General features: G+C 70.8%; 18 protein-coding genes. 5 read left to right on the top strand and 13 right to left on the bottom strand.

Annotated features, from left to right (window positions below):
* Window positions 1-5 precede the first annotated feature (5 nt).
* From WME98_RS10920 to WME98_RS10940, 5 genes are all read right to left on the bottom strand, one after another.
* Window positions 6-734 (bottom strand): sugar phosphate nucleotidyltransferase, encoded by a 729-nt coding sequence (locus tag WME98_RS10920; protein ID WP_437951284.1) that lies wholly within the window; start codon window positions 732-734, stop codon window positions 6-8.
* Between the two features lie 16 nt (window positions 735-750).
* Window positions 751-1,821: a CgeB family protein gene (locus WME98_RS10925; protein ID WP_437951285.1), complete on the bottom strand. Its 1,071-nt coding sequence runs from the start codon at window positions 1,819-1,821 to the stop codon at window positions 751-753.
* 19 nt (window positions 1,822-1,840) lie between these two features.
* On the bottom strand, window positions 1,841-2,800 hold the full coding sequence (locus WME98_RS10930; protein WP_437951286.1) for a DUF4202 family protein: 960 nt from the start codon (window positions 2,798-2,800) through the stop codon (window positions 1,841-1,843).
* 196 nt (window positions 2,801-2,996) lie between these two features.
* Window positions 2,997-4,736, bottom strand: coding sequence for a hypothetical protein (locus WME98_RS10935; RefSeq protein ID WP_437951287.1), 1,740 nt, complete (start codon window positions 4,734-4,736; stop codon window positions 2,997-2,999).
* Between the two features lie 269 nt (window positions 4,737-5,005).
* Window positions 5,006-5,149, bottom strand: a complete 144-nt coding sequence (locus WME98_RS10940) for a hypothetical protein (RefSeq protein ID WP_437951288.1) — start codon at window positions 5,147-5,149, stop codon at window positions 5,006-5,008.
* A gap of 144 nt (window positions 5,150-5,293) precedes the next feature.
* On the opposite strand from WME98_RS10940, the gene WME98_RS10945 reads away from it, so the two are divergent.
* Window positions 5,294-6,151, top strand: a complete 858-nt coding sequence (locus tag WME98_RS10945; protein ID WP_437333321.1) for a CvfB family protein — start codon at window positions 5,294-5,296, stop codon at window positions 6,149-6,151.
* 75 nt (window positions 6,152-6,226) lie between these two features.
* Here the strand turns inward: WME98_RS10945 and WME98_RS10950 are convergent, their stop codons facing one another.
* The gene (locus WME98_RS10950; protein ID WP_129578973.1) at window positions 6,227-6,694 is read right to left on the bottom strand and encodes a Dps family protein; all 468 of its coding nucleotides are present in this window, start codon (window positions 6,692-6,694) and stop codon (window positions 6,227-6,229) included.
* A 158-nt stretch (window positions 6,695-6,852) separates the two neighbouring features.
* Window positions 6,853-7,449 carry a YqgE/AlgH family protein gene (locus WME98_RS10955; protein ID WP_061629188.1) on the bottom strand — a complete coding sequence of 199 codons (597 nt, stop codon included), beginning with the start codon at window positions 7,447-7,449 and terminating at the stop codon, window positions 6,853-6,855.
* Between the two features lie 163 nt (window positions 7,450-7,612).
* Between WME98_RS10955 and WME98_RS10960 the strand changes: the two genes are divergently transcribed.
* From WME98_RS10960 to WME98_RS10970, 3 genes are read left to right on the top strand one after another with little or no spacing between them, the layout of a single operon-like run.
* Entirely contained in the window at window positions 7,613-8,023 is a 411-nt protein-coding gene (locus tag WME98_RS10960; protein WP_061629189.1) for a 6-pyruvoyl trahydropterin synthase family protein, read from the top strand.
* 54 nt (window positions 8,024-8,077) lie between these two features.
* Window positions 8,078-9,559 carry a DEAD/DEAH box helicase gene (locus WME98_RS10965; RefSeq protein WP_437951289.1) on the top strand — a complete coding sequence of 494 codons (1,482 nt, stop codon included), beginning with the start codon at window positions 8,078-8,080 and terminating at the stop codon, window positions 9,557-9,559.
* Window positions 9,546-10,766: a DUF790 family protein gene (locus WME98_RS10970; RefSeq protein WP_437951290.1), complete on the top strand. Its 1,221-nt coding sequence runs from the start codon at window positions 9,546-9,548 to the stop codon at window positions 10,764-10,766. The genes WME98_RS10965 and WME98_RS10970 overlap by 14 nt, the downstream gene beginning before the upstream one ends.
* Before the next feature lie 158 nt (window positions 10,767-10,924).
* On the opposite strand, the gene WME98_RS10975 is transcribed toward WME98_RS10970, so the two are convergent.
* Window positions 10,925-11,974, bottom strand: a complete 1,050-nt coding sequence (locus WME98_RS10975; RefSeq protein WP_437951291.1) for a PEGA domain-containing protein — start codon at window positions 11,972-11,974, stop codon at window positions 10,925-10,927.
* A 441-nt stretch (window positions 11,975-12,415) separates the two neighbouring features.
* Here WME98_RS10975 and WME98_RS10980 point away from each other — a divergent pair, with 441 nt between their 5' ends.
* Complete coding sequence (locus WME98_RS10980) at window positions 12,416-13,393, top strand: phosphotransferase family protein (RefSeq protein WP_437951292.1); 978 nt, start codon at window positions 12,416-12,418, stop codon at window positions 13,391-13,393.
* Between the two features lie 254 nt (window positions 13,394-13,647).
* On the opposite strand, the gene WME98_RS10985 is transcribed toward WME98_RS10980, so the two are convergent.
* From WME98_RS10985 to WME98_RS11005, 5 genes are all read right to left on the bottom strand, one after another.
* Window positions 13,648-13,920, bottom strand: a complete 273-nt coding sequence (locus WME98_RS10985) for a hypothetical protein (protein ID WP_437951293.1) — start codon at window positions 13,918-13,920, stop codon at window positions 13,648-13,650.
* 13 nt (window positions 13,921-13,933) lie between these two features.
* Window positions 13,934-14,419, bottom strand: coding sequence for a hypothetical protein (locus WME98_RS10990; protein ID WP_437951294.1), 486 nt, complete (start codon window positions 14,417-14,419; stop codon window positions 13,934-13,936).
* 63 nt (window positions 14,420-14,482) lie between these two features.
* A complete protein-coding gene (locus WME98_RS10995) occupies window positions 14,483-14,974 on the bottom strand; it encodes a hypothetical protein (RefSeq protein ID WP_437951295.1) in 492 nt (163 codons plus the stop codon).
* 2 nt (window positions 14,975-14,976) lie between these two features.
* The gene (locus WME98_RS11000) at window positions 14,977-16,749 is read right to left on the bottom strand and encodes a polymorphic toxin-type HINT domain-containing protein (protein ID WP_437951296.1); all 1,773 of its coding nucleotides are present in this window, start codon (window positions 16,747-16,749) and stop codon (window positions 14,977-14,979) included.
* A 13-nt stretch (window positions 16,750-16,762) separates the two neighbouring features.
* Window positions 16,763-16,975 carry a hypothetical protein gene (locus WME98_RS11005; protein WP_437951297.1) on the bottom strand — a complete coding sequence of 71 codons (213 nt, stop codon included), beginning with the start codon at window positions 16,973-16,975 and terminating at the stop codon, window positions 16,763-16,765.
* Window positions 16,976-17,033 lie beyond the last annotated feature (58 nt).

Raw genomic sequence — 17,033 nt, forward strand, 5'->3', positions numbered from 1 at the left:
TCCGTTCACACGGCCGCGCCGCTGAGGAGCTGGATGGCCTCGCGGTAGCCATGCAGCGTCCCCACGTCGACGTACGCCTCGCCAGCCCGCACCGCCCGCGCGCTGCCGCCGCGCGCGAGGTACTCGTTCACCAGCGTCCCGATGTACGGGTCCGTCTGCCCGCGCTCGCACCAGAGATCGTGGAGCTCGCGCATCACCGCCCCCGTGAGCTTGAAGGCGCCCCAGACCCACTGCGAGCGCGCGTCCCGCTGCTTGACCTGGATCTCGAGCACCCTGCCCTTCTCGTCGGTGACGACCGCGTCGAAGAGCTCCGGGTGATCGACCGGAAAGAGCAGGAACGAGAGGCCCCCGCCGTCGAGCGCGCGGAGCCCGTGCTCCGGGAACCACACCGTGTCGGGCAGCCCCACGAGGACCTCCTCCTCCGGCTGGATCCACGGGAGCGACCGGAAGATGGCGTCGCAGAGCCCCGCGGCCACCGGCTGCACCACATAACAGATGTGCGCCGGGCCGACGCTCGCGCCGTAATACTCGACGATATCCGACTTGCCAGGCGAGATCACCATGCAGATCCGGGTCGCGCCGGCGAGGATCATCCGGTCGATGAGGTACTCGCTGACCGCGCGCGGCCGCTCCACGTCGCCGTCCCGGCGCGTCCCCACCGGGAGCAGCTCCTTCGAGAACGCGAGCGGCTGGATCCTGCTCCCCAGGCCCGCCGCCGGAATCACTCCCCACATCGCCCTTTGCCTCCTTTCATCGCGCCGAGACCGACTCGAGGATCGCCACGAGCTCCGCCGCGCGCCGCGCCGCGGTGTGCTCCGCGAGCACCCGCTCGCGCGCCGCGCGGGCGACGGCCGCGACCTCGGCCGCCGACAGCGAGAGCGCCGCGACGGCCTCGTCCGCGGTCCTCGCCACGAGGATCTCCTCCCCCGGCGCGAAGAACCGGTCGAGCCCCTCCCAGCTGTCGCTCAGGATCGGCGTCCCGCACGCGGCCGCCTCGAAGAGCCGCCCGGAAGGACAGTACCCCATCGCCGCCATCGCCCCGCGGGTGATGTTGAGCGTCATCGGCGAGGAGCAGTAGAACGCCGGGTGATCCGGCGGCGCCACGTGGCGCATGTAATAGAGGTTCTCCGCCCACGGGAAATCCTCGGGATAGAGCGAGCCGCCGATGACGAACCGCCTGTGCGGCAGCCGCTTCGCCGGCTCGAGGAACAGGGCGGACAGCGCCTCCTGCCGGTCGGCGGCGTACGTGCCGAGGTACGAGAGGTCCCCCCGGAACTCCTCCCGCGGCGCGACCGGGCGGTGCACCTCGGGGTCGGCGCTGCCGTAGAGCGGGAACACCCGCCGGGCGCCGAGCTTCGCCTGGAGCGCGTCGAGCGCCGCGCCGCCCGTGTAGCTGAGCGCGCAATCGAAATCGACGAGGCCCCGCGGGCCGATGTAGCCGACCGGCTGGCCGGCGTTCAGCCGATCCAGCGTCACCGGCGTGTCGAGGTCGTAGAAGACCTTGAGGCCGCGCGACTCGAGGACCACCTCGGTCGCGGGGCCGGCGTCCGGGCAATACGAGGTCACCATCGCCGCGTCGGCCTCCCGGACGGCGCGCCGGGCCTCGGGGAGGAGGTCGTCGAACGAGCTGTAGAGCCGGAGCTCGTTGCCGTGCGCCAGCGAGCACAGATCCCGGTGCGAGGCGTAATAGGGCACGTCGCGCTCGAAGAAGGTGACGCGGTGCCCGGCCCGCCCGAGGGCGTTGATCACCCCGCGCCACAGCGTGGCGTGGCCGTTGCCCCAGGACGAGCTGATCGTCAGACCGAAGATGACGAGCCTCATCGCGAACCGGACCTCCCCTCTAGGCCTGTGTCTCCGCCGGGGCCGGCGCCGATGTGCGCCTCGGCTCGCCGAGGATCATCGCCTCCACCTCGGGGCGGCAGCGGACGCGCGGCACGAGCGCCCTCGCCTCCGGCCGGAGGCGGCGGAGCGTGTACGCCACCTTGGCGCGGGTGTGCTCGGGCCCGTAGTAATCGAGGAACCCGGCGCTGTTCAGCGAGAAGAACGAGAGCGCGTCGGCGTCGTTGAGCAGCGCGAGCTCGGCGTCGTCCCCCGGCCGCTCGTGCGACGCCACCAGCGCGCCGACCCGATCGAGGACCTCGGGCGGGAGCCCGACCCCGGCGAGCGCGGCGCCCGCGAGGGCCGCCCCGCGCCGCGCGTGCTCGTCCTTGAAGGCCTGGTAGTCCGCGGCGCGGTGCTCGATCCGGACGTTCGCCTCGGAGACGAGCCGCTCCACGTCGTGGAACAGCGCCGCCGCCTGCGCGGCGACGGACGCGCGCGGGTCGAGCCGGAGCATCCATTGCCAGACGTCGATCGCATGATCGTAGTCGGCCCTGACAAGCGGCCTGTCGAGATCGTAAAGCTCCCGGTGCCGCCCGAGGACCCGGGCGAAGACCGCGGTCGCGGAGGCGACATTCCTCCTCCGGAGGAAGCGCTGGCAGCGGGTGAGGACCTCGTAGGCGGTGCGCGCCGCGCCCTCGCGCTCGAGCCCCTGGAGCCGGAGGTCGAAGAGGCCGCGGGCGTCGAGCGCGTGCAGGTGCGTGTCGAGCGCCCACAGATCGAGCTGCGAGGCGCGCCACGCGCGGGCGTCGACGGCGGCGTGGGGCGCGTTCCCGGGCGGACAGGGCGCGTCGATCTCCACGCCGGGAAACTCCCGGGAGAGCGCCGCCTTGTCGGCGGGGGAGAGCAGCGGTGTCCCGCGGGCCGACGGTTCATCGCTGCTCGAAGAGGAGCCGGCAATGAGGATCAGGCGCTTGAGCATGAGCTTGCGTTCTTCGGTCAGCGACGGGCGTCGAGCTCGATCCAGCTTCCGCGCGAGGGCTGCCGCGGACGAATCATGGATACGGCGCCGTGAACCTATCTCCGCATCGGCCTGTGCACCATCGCGGAAATTCCGTACAGCCGTGTCAGGAAAGAAGTGAGCGCGTGACGTGTACTCCGGATCCAGCCCAGCGGCGCTACCCGAGCGCGCACCGCGAGGCCGCGGGGGCGAGGCGCTCGAGCAGGGCAGAGCGATAGCGATGCCGCGCCGCGGCCAGGCGCCGCGCCTCGCCCTGGTCCGGGAGCGACGCGGCGGCCATCGCGGCATATCCCAGGCGCAGGAGCGCGTAGGCCAGCAGATACGCGGGCAAACGCCGCTCGGGGTCGTCGCCCGAGCGGCGCCGGTAGCGATCGAGGAAGGCGCGGCGGGCGTCGGGCGCCATCCGCCACTCGACGATGGCCCCGGCGAGATCCCAGGCGATGTCCGTGGGGCCGGGGAGGAAGTGATCATCGCCGTGCCCGGCCGCATCCACCTTGAAGAGCTCGCCTGGCGCCGACCCGAGCCACTCGTGAGGATCCATCTTACCATCCACGAGCACGGGACGGGCGATCTCCAGGTGGAGCTCCGCCGGGAGCTCATTTCCCATGTCCGCTGAGAAATTGGTACGCGCCATCGTAATGAGCTCGTCGGTCGTGGGGGTCGGGACGGGAAAGGCCGAGGCGCGGAAGGCGCAGTAATCGGCGAGGCGCTCCAGCACGGCGGCGGAGAGGTGACCGGGCTCGAGCGGCCGGCCCGGGAGCCATGGATACGAGAGGAAGCCCTCGCCCTCGTCGCGCGGCGCCGGACCGAAGCCGGCTTGAGCGACGCCGCGGGCGCGCTCCAGGCACTCGGCCCCGTAGCGGCCCATGCCCTCAAACTTGAGAATTCGGCTGCCGTCGCGGGAAAGGTATTTGAGGCGCTCCATGGACGTCCAGGAGGGCGGCCAGCGCGATTCGTCCTCATACAAGCGGCGACGCCAGGTCCCGCCGCCGATGAACTCGCCAGCATCGGCCGGGACGTGTTTCCCGCCCACGACGCGCTCGGCGCGGAACGATCGCCAGCGACGGGCGCCGTCGGGCGCGACGAGGGCGTCGGGGTCCGCGGCGCTGGAGCCGAGGAAAACGATGTTGCCGCGCGGGACGCCGGCGCCGACCAGGGCGTCGCCGGTGGAGAGGAACGACGATCCGCTGAAGCCCGGCCCCTCGTCGGCGACCCAGAACTGCGCCCCCTCGGCGATGCCGTCCTCGACCCAGGCGAGCTCCCGCGCGCCGAGCTCGACGCGGCGATCGTAGGGGTGCCCGGACGGGCGCACGGTGATGCGGCCGGCCCGGAGCCCCCGCCGGCGCAGGGCCGCGGCCGTCACCGCGCTCAGGGTGGTGCCGATGCTGCGGATCCCGACGACCCGGACCGGCGCCGGCGGGAACGCGAGCCGCTCGGCGAGCCGGGCGAAATCGAGCGGGTGGAGCGCGTAAAAGGAGAAGCCTTCGGGCGGCGAGGTCGGGACCGTCGCGGGGACGTCGATCGCCGCGAGCGCCGCGAGGGCCTCGGGCGTGGTCAGGCGGCTGGCCGTCGGTGGACAGGCGTCTGGCTGTCCGTGGTTCGACGTCGGATCGTCCGGGATCGCGAACGCGCCCGCGCCGTCGCCGCCGACGAGCATGGCGGCGAGCTCGTCCGTGAGCCGCGCCAGCAGGGGGGCGCTGACCGCGCCGGTATCGGCGAGGATCGATTCGAGCTCGCCGGCGCGGATCAAGGCGCGGAGCACGATGCCGCGATCGCGATCGGCGCCGGCGGCGAGCGCCCGGAGGTCGTCCGCGAGCTCGGCGACGAGCCGCGGCCCGGGGACGTCGCGGCGGCCGCTGCGGAACACGTACATGCGGTATCCGGAGCTGTCTGTCATGGAGGGGGTTCCGCGGGGATCGGCTCGCAGGGGCCGGGCTGGCTCGCAGGAGCGCGGCCGATCGGCAAGGAGCGGCGCGCGCAGCCCGGCCCGCGCACCGGCATGATGCTCGGTCTCCCGGGCTGCCAGCCCTGCGTGGGGCGGGCGAGGGCCGATGCCAAGCGGGGCGCGCCGCAGCGCGGGGCCCTCCGGGCGCCGCGAGCAGCGCGGCCGCTCCGGGCCCTGTCGCGGTGCCGCCCATTGCTCTCTCGCCCAATCGATTGCCTCGCTCAGCGCGGGGCCCCGGCCTCGAGCGCGAACTCGATGTGCGCGTGCTCGTCGTGGCGCCACCAGACCTGGCGCCGGAGGATCGCCCCGGAGAGCGGGCCCAGCGCGCGGCCCGCGGTTGCGAGCCGGTGGAGGACCCTGGGCATCAGCGGCTGTCGTATCAATCTCCCTGCCGCCGGTCGAGGCGCCGCGCTGGCGCGGGATCGAGCTCGGGAGCGCCGGAGATCGGGAGTCCGAGCCGCTCGCCTCCCTGGCGACGCGCCGCCCGGCCTGTGCAAGACTGCGCGCCGATGCCGTACGACGATCTCCTCGGGCGCGTGGTCACCCTGCCGATACGGCGGTTCGGCCCGCCCGGCGCGTTCCTCTCGCCCGACCCGGGCGACCTGCGCCCGAACGCGCCGGTGCTCCTCCTGCCAGGCGGCGAGGTGCCCGAGGGGGCGCAGGAGGGAGACGAGCTCGAGGTCTTCGTCCACCTCGACTCGGAGGATCGCCCGATCGCGACCGCGCGCCGCCCGAAGGTCGCGCTCGGCGAGGTCGCGTTCCTCGAGGTAACCGACGTGGCGCGCTTCGGCGCGTTCGTCGACTGGGGCCTGCCGAAGGAGCTGCTCGTCCCGCACGCGGAGCAGACGCGCGAGCTGCGGGTCGGGCAGCGGCACCCGGTGGGCCTCATCGTGGACAGGACCGGCCGCCTCGCGGGGACGATGCGCGTCAGCGAGATGCTGCGCGACAAGGGGGAGTTCGATCTGGACGAGTGGGTCGACGGCGAGGCGTGGCGCAACGAGCCGGGGCTCGGGCTGTTCGTCATCCTCGAGCGCAGCTTCGTCGGCCTGGTCCCCGCGGACGAGCCGCACGCGCTCGCGCGCGGCGAGGCGGCGCGGTTCCGCGTGACGAGCGTGCTGTCCGACGGCAAGGTCGAGCTCTCGCTGCGCGGCCACGCCCACGAGGAGCTCGAGAGCGACGCCCAGACGATCCTCGCGCGGCTCGCCCGCCCGGGCGCGCCGCGGGTCGGCGACCGCTCGAGCCCGGACGAGATCCGGGCGATCTTCGGCCTGAGCAAGAAGGCGTTCAAGCGCGCCGTGGGCCGCCTCCTGAAGCAGCGCGCGGTGGCCGTCGACGGCGAGGGGTTCCTCGTCCCCCAGCGGCGCTGAGCCGGACGCACGGCCCGGGGCGGCCCCGGGAGCCCGGCCCCGCCCCGACGGCGGCCGAGCCCGGGCGGCCGGGGGCTACTCCAGCAGGCTGCGCAGCATCCACGCGGTCTTTTCGTGGACCTGCAGCCGCTGGGTGAGCAGATCGCAGGTGGGCTGATCGTTGGCCTGCTCGGCCACCGGGAAGAGCTCGCGCGCGGTGCGCGCCACGGTCTCGTGGCCCTCGACGAGGCGCCTGATCATGTCGGTCGCCTTGGGGACGCCGTCCTCCTCCTTGATGGAGGAGAGCGCCGCGAACTGCTTGTAGGTCCCCGGCGCGGGCAGGCCCAGCGCCCGGATGCGCTCGGCGACGAGGTCCACCGCGAGCGCCAGCTCGTTGTACTGCTGCTCGAACATGAGGTGCAGCGTCTGGAACATGGGACCCGTGACGTTCCAGTGGAAGTTGTGCGTCTTCAGGTAGAGCGTGTACGTGTCGGCCAGGACACGGCCGAGCCCAGCGCCGATCTGCTCGCGGGTCTTGGCGTCGATTCCGATGTTGATCTCCATGATGGCTCCTCTCGTGGCGTGTGCTCTCTGCATCGATGGGCCGGCCGCTGCGGAGGTGAAGGCCCGCGCGGCGCCCTCCCCGGGGGCGGGACGCGACCGGGAAGGTTCGTGCGCGCCGGGGCCGAGTCAATCAGGAGGAGCCTTCCGGCCGCCCGCGTTCACGCCTCTCCGATGCTGCGCATCGACAGCACCTCGATCGGGCGCAGCCCGAGCAGCGCATACGCCTGCTCCCAGCGCTGCTCCGCGGCCACGTCGAACAGGATCCGCTCGTCGAGCGGCACCGGCAGCCACGCGCCCGCGGCGATCTCCCGCTCGAGCTGCCCGGGCCCCCACCCGCTGTAGCCGAGGAGCACCGTCCTCCTCCGCGGGTCCGCCGAGGCCGCGCCGCGCACCGCGTCGGCCGCGAGCGTGTCGAACGCGCTCCGGGACGACGTGACCCGCACCCGGGAGCCCACCGGGATCACGCCCGTCTCCTCGGCCCCGAGCGCCGGATCGAGGCACAGGATCCACCCCGAGCTCGGCTGGACCGGCCCGCCGAGGTAGACCGGCGCCGGGTCCTTCAGCTCGTTGCCGTAGCCGGCGAACGACAGGAGCTCGCCGAGCGTCATCGGCGCCGGCCGGTTCACCACGAACCCCAGCGCCCCGCTGTCGCTGTGGACCGCCAGCAGCACGACCGTCTTGTCGAAGTTCGGATCGCCCAGGGGCGGCGACGCGATGAGGAACCCAGGGGCCAGCACGCTCGCTTCGCTGTTCATCGGCGATCCTCCCTCGCAACGGTCGACCGGTCACTGCGTCCCGCACGAACCCGCCTGCCGACGCGGCGGCCGGAGCGGGCACCCGTCCGCACCTTACTCCCGCGCGCCGCGGCAGGCGATTGGGATCTCCCTCCGACGCCGGAACGACGGGTATAGTGCGACCATGTACACGGTCGGCGTCCGCGATCACATCATGGTGGCCCACAGCCTCAAAGGGGAGCAGTTCGGCCCTGCGCAGCGCCTGCACGGCGCGACCTACACCGTCAGCGTGGAGGTGGACCGGGAGGAGCTGTCGCCGCTCGGCCAGGTGGTCGAGACGAGCGTGCTGCGGGACAACCTGCGCAGCGTGCTCGCCGAGATCGACTACCGCAACCTCGACGAGCACCCGGCGTTCGACGGCAAGCGCTCGACCCCGGAGCTCATCGCGCGCTACATCCACCGCGAGCTCGGCCGCAGGCTCCCGCTGAACGCCGGCACCACCCTCACGATCACGCTGCACGAGTCCCCGCTCGTGTGGGTCCGCTACCGCGCGCCGATCCGCGGCGCCTCCATCATGCCGACCGAGCTGGCCTGATCGCCGCTCTCCGGGCTTGGCACGCGGCCCCGCCCGCGGCAAAAGAGGGCGCCGATGACCGAGCCGGTCCGCACAGCGCCGATCGTCCTGAGCTTCCAGGGCGGCACCCTCCGCATCGAGGGGGTCGCGCCGCGCCCCGCGCTGGCGCCGGCCGGCGAGATCGACGGCAGCGCCCTCCCGGCGGAGGCGCCGGGCGGCGACGGGGCGCCGGGCTCGGCCGCGGAGGCCGCGCCGCTCGACCCCGCGTGCCTGCCCGCGTCCTGCCGCTGGGACGCGCGCGAGCGCGTCTATCGGGTGCCGGCCATCGACTACGCCGAGCTCGTCCTCCGGCTCCGCGCCCGCGGGGTCGCCTTCACCGACGCCGCCCGCAAGTACGAGGCGCTGCCGCTCGAGCCGCTCGCCAAGCACGACCCCTTCCCGTACCAGCGCGAGGCGCTCGAGGCGTGGGCCGGGCGGCGCAGCCGGGGCGTCGTCGTGCTCCCGACGGGCGCGGGCAAGACGTTCGTCGCGACGCTCGCGATCGCCGCGCGCCAGCGCAGCACCCTCGTGGTCGTCCCGACGCTCGATCTCCTGAACCAGTGGTACGACGGCCTCTCCGCCGCGTTCGGCGTCCCGATCGGCCTGCTCGGCGGCGGTTACCACGACGTCCTCGACCTGACGGTGACCACCTACGACTCGGCGCACGCCCACATGGACCGGCTCGGCGCCCGCTTCGGCCTCGTGATCTTCGACGAGTGCCACCACCTGCCGAGCCCGTCGTACGCGCTCGCCGCGAAGATGTGCCTCGCGCCCTTCCGGCTCGGCCTCACCGCGACGCCGGAGCGCGCGGACGGCCGGGGCTACGACGACCTCATCGGTCCCATCGTCTTCCGCCGGGAGATCACCGAGCTCTCCGGGCAGTACCTCGCGGCCTACGACGTCGTCCGGCTCGACGTCCCGCTCTCGGAGGACGAGCGCGCCGCGTACGAGGCGGCGCGCGCCGTGTACATCGGCTTCCTGCGGGCGAACGGCATCCGCATGCCCGAGGGGTGGGGGCAGTTCATCCTGCTGAGCTCGCAGTCCGACGCCGGCCGCCGCGCCTTCGAGGCGTACCGCCGCCAGCGGAGCCTCGCCCTCTGCGCGCCCGGCAAGATCGACGTGCTCGCGCGGCTGCTCCACGCCCACCGCGCCGATCGCACGCTGGTCTTCACCGAGGACAACGCCACGGTCTACCAGATCTCGCGGCAGTTCCTGCTGCCGGCGATCACGCACCAGACGAAGGTGAAGGAGCGCAGCGCCATCCTCGAGGCGTTCAACCGCGGCGCGCTGTCGGCGGTGGTCACGTCGAAGGTGCTGAACGAGGGGGTCAACGTGCCCGAGGCGAACGTCGCGATCGTCCTGTCGGGCAGCGGCTCGGTGCGGGAGCACGTCCAGCGGCTCGGCCGCATCCTGCGGCGGAGCGAGAACAAGACGGCGATCCTCTACGAGCTCGTGGCCCTCGGCACGAGCGAGCAGCGGGTGAGCGACAAGCGCCGGGAGCACGTTGCTTACCAGTGATCTCGTCCGCGTCCGCCGCCGCGGCGGGCTGCTCGTCCCGCAGTACCTCCGCGGGGCCGCCGCCGAGCGGCTGCTCCCGGTCGCGCGCGCGTACATCGAGATCCTGTCCCAGCGCGTCGGCGAGCGCCGCGACGACGTCGAGGCCGCGCTCGACGCCGTCGAGGTGCCCGCGCGGGATCGCGTCGCCGCGCTCGGCCTGCGGAAGGTGCTCGAGGACGGCTGCGAGTACGAGGTGCAGGAGGGCGTCGACCCCGAGGCGCTCCGGCGGGAGCTGTTCCTGGCCGCGGCGGCGGCGCACCGCGCCCTCGACGTCCGCGCCCGCTTCGATCGCGCCGCGGTGCTCGACGAGGTGGCCGCCCGGCTCGGCACGACGCCCGCCGCGATCGAGGCGGGCCTCTACGCCGACCTGCGCGGCGCCGAGATCCTCCGGCGCGCGGCCGCGGACGCGCCGGAGATCCTGCTCGACCGGTACAACCTGTCGCTGGCACAGTCGATCCTGCTGAAGGCGACGCAGGTGACGATCCGCGTCGAGGGCGAGAGCGCCCCGCGGTACCGGCGGATCTTCCGCGCGGCGCGGTTTCACGGGCTGATCCACGTGGTCCAGGGCGATCCGGTCTCCGGCTACACGATCGTGCTCGACGGCCCGTTCAGCCTGTTCGATGCGGTGCAGCGTTACGGCCTGCGGCTCGCGATGTTCCTGCCGTCGGTGCTCTCGTGCGCCTCGTTCCGGCTGCGCGCCGAGCTGCGCTGGGGGCGCGACAAGGAGCCGCTGGCCGTCGAGATGGGCCCGTCGGACGGGCTCGTGTTCCACGGGCGCGAGCTCGCGGACACGACGCCGGAGCTGGACGCGTTCTGCGAGGGGTTCAAAAAGCTCGGATCGCCCTGGACCGTGTCGCCGAACGAGCGGCTGTTCGCGCTGCCCGGAGAGGTGGTGTGCGTCCCGGACCTCGTGTTCCTGAACGCGGAGACCGGCGAGGAGGTGTACCTGGAGGCGTTCGGCTTCTGGAGCCGAGACGCGGTGTGGCGGCGCGTCGAGCTGATCCGGAAGGGGTTTCCCGCGAGGATCCTGCTCGCGGTCGGCAAGCAGCTCCGCGTGAGCGAGGAGGTGCTGGGGGAGGACGAGGCGGGGGAGATCTACGTCTACCGGGCGACGATGTCGCCGCGGGCGGTGCTGGCGCGGCTGGACGGCAAGCGCGGCGGGGCGTGAGGGCTGAGGGGGCCGGGGGGAGCGCCGAGGGGCAACCTCCGAGGGTTCGACGTGGAACGTCGCCTGCCAACCGCGCAATCACCGATACAGAGCTCCGTACCCTGCAATGCTCCTCCGGCGCGCAGCGGGCCAGCGTCGCTTGAAGAGGACGTCCTTTGTCACCACGTGCCCTGAAGGAAGACCCCCGCCCGCTCTGCCGTCATCACCGGCACGACACGGACGCCCTGGCGGGCCGGCTCGCGCGCCAGGTACGACAGATCCGTGAGGAACGCGGCCGCCGTCACGGCCGCGAAGACACCGCCCGCCACCAGCGTCCCCACCCCGAGCTCGCGGAACAGGTCCCGCGCCTCGGCCGTGTCGCGGAGCTCGGAGCAGGCCAGCGGCGCGTCCGCCCCCCCGCACGCGGACGGGTCCCCTCCCCCGCCGCGGAGCGCGGCCTCCTGCGCGGCGAGGTCGTCGCGGAGGACGCCAGACCGCAGGAGGAAGACCGTGCCGGCCGCCACCGTCGCCGTCGTGAGCGCCACCCCGCCGATGCGCAGCTCCGTCAGCGGGAAGGTCGACCCCGCCGGAGCCCCAGCCGGAGCCGCCGAAAGCGGCGCACCAGGGGCCGCCTCCGGCGCGCGCGCGACGCGCTCCGGAAGGCGCCGCAGCTTGAGGGCGATCGGGTGCGTCAGGCCAGCCTCGGCGAAGAACGAGCTCACCGCCTCCTCGTGCCCCTCGAGCCGCGCCCGCGCGGTGTGCTGCCCCGGCTCCACGAACACCTCGTGGACCGGCTCCGGCGGGTAGAGCGCCTGCTCGTCGATCAGGACCTCGGCGCCCGGCGGATTGGTCGTCACGTAGACCGTCGCCACGCGCTTCGCGGCGCGCTGCAGGCCATCGTCGACCTGGCCGCGGAGCCACCCGCTGATCACGCCCCGGTGCTGGAGGCACTGCGCCAGGTGGCTCGCCGCGTCCCGATGCCGCCCCAGCGAGAGCTCGACGAGCCCGAGCTCACCGGCGATCGTCGCCCGCTCCGCGTCGGTCGTCCACGCCCCCTGCGCGGCCTCCAGCGCCCGCTCGTAGGTCGCCGCGGCCGCCACCTGCCGCCCGGCCGCCTGCGCCTGCCTGGCGCGGCGCAGCAGCCCCGCCGTCATCGACGCCGCGCGCACGTCCGGATCGGCGTAGGGCTCGTCCGCGCTCGCCGCATTCCCGACACCGGCGACGGACATCCCGAGAGCACATGGTAGCAGCCAGGAGATCAAGCGACGCACGCACTCTGAGATACTTGCTGCGGCGATCCCAAGTCAATTGGCAGCGCCGTCGCTCCACGGTCCCGTAGGCCTGCGCCCACGCCCGCGTTCCCTCCGGCGGCGTGATCCGCGCCCGCACAGGGCGCTTGCCGCCGCGGAAGCGGTAGGTCGCGCGGCCGGTCGGGAGCCGCTGCCGCTCGGCACGCGCCCGCCGCCGCCGGCCCCATCGACAAGGCTGGGTCCGGGAGCCCCTCCCGGCGACGGGCGCGCACGCGCAGCACCCATGGGGTGCCGCAAAGAGCCGGTCCCCCTGCTCCGTGCCCTGGTACACTCCCGGCCGCGCCCCGACAGCGGCCCAAGTCCAGCACGACGGACGCTGTTGCGCCGATCACACCGGCCGTCGACGACCCAGGGAAAGCCGTGGAGAGCAAGACCAAGAACACGAAGACACGCCCGCAGATCGCGGCCATGGCCGCCAGGGCCTTTGGGGGCGCGGCGCTCGCGAGCGGCGAGGATGCCGTGCGCGAGCTGAAGGAAGGCTGGTTCAACGCGGCTTACGACGTCCGGCTCGCCGACGGCCGGGAGGTCATCCTCAAGATCGCGCCTCCGAGAGACGCGGAAGTCCTGTCGTACGAGAAGAACCTCATGGCCACCGAGGTCGCCGCCATGCGCCTGGTCCGGCAGAACCCGGCCATTCCGGTGCCCGAGGTCTACGTCTACGACGACGCCCGCGCTCTGTGCGACTCGGACTATTTCTTCATGGAGAAGGTCGCCGGGGACAACCTCGAGCACGTGAGGCCGAGCCTGCCCCCCGAAGCGCAGGCGTCCATCGATCGGCACATCGGCGAGATCATCCGGGAGATCAACGGCTTCACCGGCACCTATTTCGGTTATGACGGGAACCCGGACCTGCGCGCGAGCACATGGAGAGAGGCGTTCCTCGAGATCATGGAATCGGTGCTCGACGACGGCGCGAAGAAGAACGTGGCGTACGACTACGGCTACGACGAGATCCGCGCCGCCGTCCTCAAGCACGCCTCCGCGCTGGAGGAGATCACCACGCCGCGCCTGGTCCACTGGGACGCCTGGGACCTCAACCTGTTCGTCAAGGACGGCAGGGTCACCGGCATCATCGACTTCGAGAGGGCGCTGTGGGCCGATCCCTTGATGGAGTCCCAGTTCCGGTCGCTCTTCAGCGATGGCATCACCCACAGCATGCGCGGCTACGGCAAGACCTCCTTCACCCGCGAGGAGGAACAAAGGTGTTGCTTGTATTCGCTGCACCTCGCCCTGATCATGAACACGGAATGCTACTACCGGAATTATGACACCGACTCGATCTACAACATCTCCAGGCAGCTGATGGGCGCGAGCATGGACTGGCTGAAAGCCCACTGAACGCTCGTGGGCGTGATATGCGCTCGTGGTGTCGGGTGGGACGGCTTGTCGCGAAGATCGTCTGTGCGCGTGGTATCCACGTGGGGGCAAGCCCGGGCGCCTGCCGGCCCGGGAACACGCCGAGGTGCACGGGCGGTAAACGCCGTCGTCAACACGCTCACGCACCCTAGCGCGAAGCTGAGTCGCCGAAGGACGACTGAGAGTCACGTGCCGGGCGCACTCACTAGATCGATCGCCAGGACTGCTGCAGCCACTCAGCGAGGTGAGACCCCCAGTGTCGACAAGAAGTCCGGGACCGCTTGTAGTAATCGGACTCCGTCTTGCGCGAGGACGGTACACGTGCACGTGAGCGTGGCGCCGCCGACATCGAAGGTCAGCTCGTACTCGTGCGCTTGCACCCAGATGATCGAACGAAGCACGGCGCTCACCTCCGTCAGCACTTCGGTCGTGCCGAGCCCGCCGGCGTGCAGGTACACGGTGCTCCGCGACGCCTCACCGCCTTCCTCGCGCACCACCACCTGAGCCACCGCTCCCTGAGTTTCAACGGGACAAGCCGCGGCTTGTCCCGATTCTCGCCATCCTCTCCGCTAAAGCGGAGAGGAGCTGTACCGCCGCCACTTCGCTAATCACCAGCTCGGCCTGGCCTTCAGAGTCCGGAGGTGAGTGATATTGAATCCAGGTCGCTCCTGTCTCCCACGCACAGATGAAGGGAGGAGGATCCCCTCCCACCACCGAGAAACCTCCCTTCGCACCAACACAGACCGGAAGAGCAGGGTCTTCAGAGCGAAGAATCTTGTTCTGAAGAACCAACACGTGGAGCAGAGACATCAGTTGAACAGCCACCTCTCGCTTGATCGTCAGCTCGTGGAGGCTGTCCCTAACGTTGGCCGCCAGCACACCCGGGGTGTCGGCGAACGAGAGCCGGATCTGTCCACCTCCGTGGTCATCGCCGGTTGCCCCAATCCCTCCGATGAGCTTGATGGGACTAGTGTCGTGCAGGAGATAAGAGCTACCCCAGCGTTCCATGCTATTTGCACCTCACGACAGCAGTCCCGACGGAACACACAAGGTCCGATTTGCGAACTTGCATCACACATCTACCGCCGCAGCGATGCGACCCAATTCGCGAGCCAACTCACTTGCCAATTCTTGCGCCGTATCCTCTCGAAAGCGAAGATTCACCTGACCATCAATGCATGATTGCTCGATGCCGTCCGCCCCCGCTCCCCAGAAGCATCGGACCAGACCCGGCTGCCCCCGTCGTGCAACCGTTGTTTCGACAGTAAAGTGTCGAGCCGTTTCGCTCAAAGCGGGATACTGGCCGGCTGGCCGCATCCACAGATTTGCCGCAAAGAGGATGCTGAGCGCTCCGAGGATCGTCTCCATCAGTTCGCGACGGATCGTGAGACACATTCGGCTATCCTGCTCGTCGACCCTGAGATATTCTTCCTCGTCAAAAAAGCTTATCTGGATCCAACCAATACCATCCTCGTCAATACAGCATGCCAGCGAACCTACAAGGCGTTGCGGTCCGACTGCCGGAAATGTGATCACGCCGCTCGTCTTCACTGCCTTCTTCATGGCTACCTGCACCTCATCACGGCATCCTCGACAGGACCGCTCAGGCCTCCGTCCCGCAGAAGACGTTGAAATATATTGAAGCCCTTATCGCCAGCATCGACAGGGTTTACGTTCGGCAGATTCGCCATCCGCGCCACCGCCAGAGTGCGGTTGTTTAACGTCGCCCACCGGCCGTCCGCCATCCTCGTTGCGTTCAGTGTGAGGCCGTCGGGCAATCTCCCAAGTGCCCGCGCCTCGGCTGCAACTTGGATGAGACTTCGACCAGCGTGGGGCCCCTCCGCGAAGGTCGCACCGTAGGTCGGCTGTGTATAGAGCACATCCCACGGGTCTACGTTGTGGACCAGCAGGGGAGTCATTCCGGCGACAACGAAGTACGTATGGTGCTTCTTCACGCTCAAGTTGAACGTAGGCGTTTCCCGCGACTCGACGCTGATGCTCCGGATAGCAGTCAGCTTGCCTGCCGAGTCCAGAAGCAAATCCGACGCATCGAGGTCTTCGGCTGCAACCCACCCTCTCTGAGTCCAGAACGGATGGCGCCCCGTTGAGAGCACCTCTCCGCCATCTTCGCTGCCAACGTGAATGTGGAATAGCCGGTGCGTCGAAGTGCGATGCAGCTCTTCGACTTCCTGTGCCTCGGGAGGGGCTTCGTCGGTCGGGTCATCGCTGAGCACAAGATCGCCCACGGCAACATCCTCGATGGCCTTCGTCGATCCGTCTGCCATCACAACCTCAGTTCCCGGGGCAAAGCAGATGCTGCATCCAGGACACTTCAACGCCGCTCCCTCTCCAGCGCTGCCGGTGAACAGCTGGCGGAGGCGAAGGCCGGGATTCGCGCCTGACGCGTTGAATCTGGGCGCGAGGGGGCCCGAGGCGAGGCCGCCCACGAGCGAGCCACCGAGGAAGTAGTCGTCGACGGTGCCTTCGCCGCTCGCGAGGCGACTCGCGGAGCCCGCGATCTCTTCGGCGCCGCCGTTCCAGAGGCTGTAGATGGCGGCGCCGGCGAGCGAAAGCGTGATACCGAGCGTGACGGCACCGGCGCACAGCGGGGCGCCGGGGCCGCAGGCGAGCGAAGCAAACGCACCCGTCGCGTAGCTGGCGCCGATGCCGACCCCCAACCCGACCCCGAGCCCCGCGGCACCGGCGAGAGCCGCCTCCGTGCCGGTCGCCGGGGCCGCCTTCGTCGGCGCGCTCTGAGGTGCCGATTGCGGCGGCGGTGCGCAGCCGCCGATCTCCACGGTCACTTTATACGGCTTTCCGCTGCTGTCGAGGCCGGCGCCCCACACCTCCGAGCACACTCGAGACCCCGCCGACTGCGCCTGCAAGCCCAGCGGGTCGATGAAGTTCGTGGGGCTGTTGAAGACGTAGCTGTAGGCGTTCAGGCCCTGGCTGTAGAACGGCGCCTGGATGACCGGGTCGGGCGTCAAGAAGCGACCGACGCTGGCGTCGTAGAGCCGGCCGCGCATGTCGACGACGCCGAGCTCGAGGTCGTGTTGATGCCCCGTGAAGCTCGTGAGGACGCCGCTGCCGCCCCCCACCGGCTCCTCACCTTTGCCGAAGGCGTCCGTCGCCTGGCGGTGGATCACCTCGCCGCCCTCGTCCGTCAGCACTTCCGTCGTGCCGAGCGCGTCGGCGTGCAGGTACACGGTGCTCCGCGACACCTCGCCGCCTTCCTCGCGCACCACCACCTGAGCCACCTCTCGGTGCGGCCCCCAGATGCGGTGCCGGTGCTCGGTCGCGCCGGCGTTGCTGGTTACCCGCTGAAAGAGGCTCGCCATGCCACCGGTGCCGTCATGGTTCGTCGATTTCTTTTCGCGCCACGAAGACGAACTCGTCCTCACCGAGCCAGTATTTCGCTTCGTCAAATTTCTCTGTCGAGAACACCCTGCGATTACCTTGCGCTGGTTCCAGAATCTCAAGGCCGCGATCCGTTGGCCTTAGAATCAGGATGTAGGGAACATCCAGCCCGTCATTCGCCCACACTTCGTACCAAGTTGTGCTCATGGTGCTGCCGGTCCCGTTCTGGGCAAGGTGCACGGGCGGTGAACGCCGCGGTCCACAC

The sequence above is a fragment of the Sorangium sp. So ce296 genome, from assembly GCF_051529605.1.
In the GTDB taxonomy this organism is placed as follows: Bacteria; Myxococcota_A; Polyangia; order Polyangiales; family Polyangiaceae; genus Sorangium; species Sorangium cellulosum_D.

What these genes read in the sequence shown, in the direction of transcription:
- WME98_RS10940 (WP_437951288.1), bottom strand. Translation starts at nt 5,149, where the DNA reads ATGCCCAGGGTCCTCCACCGGCTCGCAACCGCGGGCCGCGCGCTGGGC.
- WME98_RS10930 (WP_437951286.1), bottom strand. Translation starts at nt 2,800, where the DNA reads ATGCTCAAGCGCCTGATCCTCATTGCCGGCTCCTCTTCGAGCAGCGAT.
- WME98_RS10925 (WP_437951285.1), bottom strand. Translation starts at nt 1,821, where the DNA reads ATGAGGCTCGTCATCTTCGGTCTGACGATCAGCTCGTCCTGGGGCAAC.
- WME98_RS10995 (WP_437951295.1), bottom strand. Translation starts at nt 14,974, where the DNA reads ATGAAGAAGGCAGTGAAGACGAGCGGCGTGATCACATTTCCGGCAGTC.
- WME98_RS11005 (WP_437951297.1), bottom strand. Translation starts at nt 16,975, where the DNA reads ATGAGCACAACTTGGTACGAAGTGTGGGCGAATGACGGGCTGGATGTT.
- WME98_RS10920 (WP_437951284.1), bottom strand. Translation starts at nt 734, where the DNA reads ATGTGGGGAGTGATTCCGGCGGCGGGCCTGGGGAGCAGGATCCAGCCG.
- WME98_RS10990 (WP_437951294.1), bottom strand. Translation starts at nt 14,419, where the DNA reads ATGGAACGCTGGGGTAGCTCTTATCTCCTGCACGACACTAGTCCCATC.
- WME98_RS10975 (WP_437951291.1), bottom strand. Translation starts at nt 11,974, where the DNA reads ATGTCCGTCGCCGGTGTCGGGAATGCGGCGAGCGCGGACGAGCCCTAC.
- WME98_RS10965 (WP_437951289.1), top strand. Translation starts at nt 8,078, where the DNA reads ATGACCGAGCCGGTCCGCACAGCGCCGATCGTCCTGAGCTTCCAGGGC.
- WME98_RS10935 (WP_437951287.1), bottom strand. Translation starts at nt 4,736, where the DNA reads ATGACAGACAGCTCCGGATACCGCATGTACGTGTTCCGCAGCGGCCGC.
- WME98_RS10955 (WP_061629188.1), bottom strand. Translation starts at nt 7,449, where the DNA reads ATGAACAGCGAAGCGAGCGTGCTGGCCCCTGGGTTCCTCATCGCGTCG.
- WME98_RS10945 (WP_437333321.1), top strand. Translation starts at nt 5,294, where the DNA reads ATGCCGTACGACGATCTCCTCGGGCGCGTGGTCACCCTGCCGATACGG.
- WME98_RS10950 (WP_129578973.1), bottom strand. Translation starts at nt 6,694, where the DNA reads ATGGAGATCAACATCGGAATCGACGCCAAGACCCGCGAGCAGATCGGC.
- WME98_RS11000 (WP_437951296.1), bottom strand. Translation starts at nt 16,749, where the DNA reads ATGGCGAGCCTCTTTCAGCGGGTAACCAGCAACGCCGGCGCGACCGAG.
- WME98_RS10960 (WP_061629189.1), top strand. Translation starts at nt 7,613, where the DNA reads ATGTACACGGTCGGCGTCCGCGATCACATCATGGTGGCCCACAGCCTC.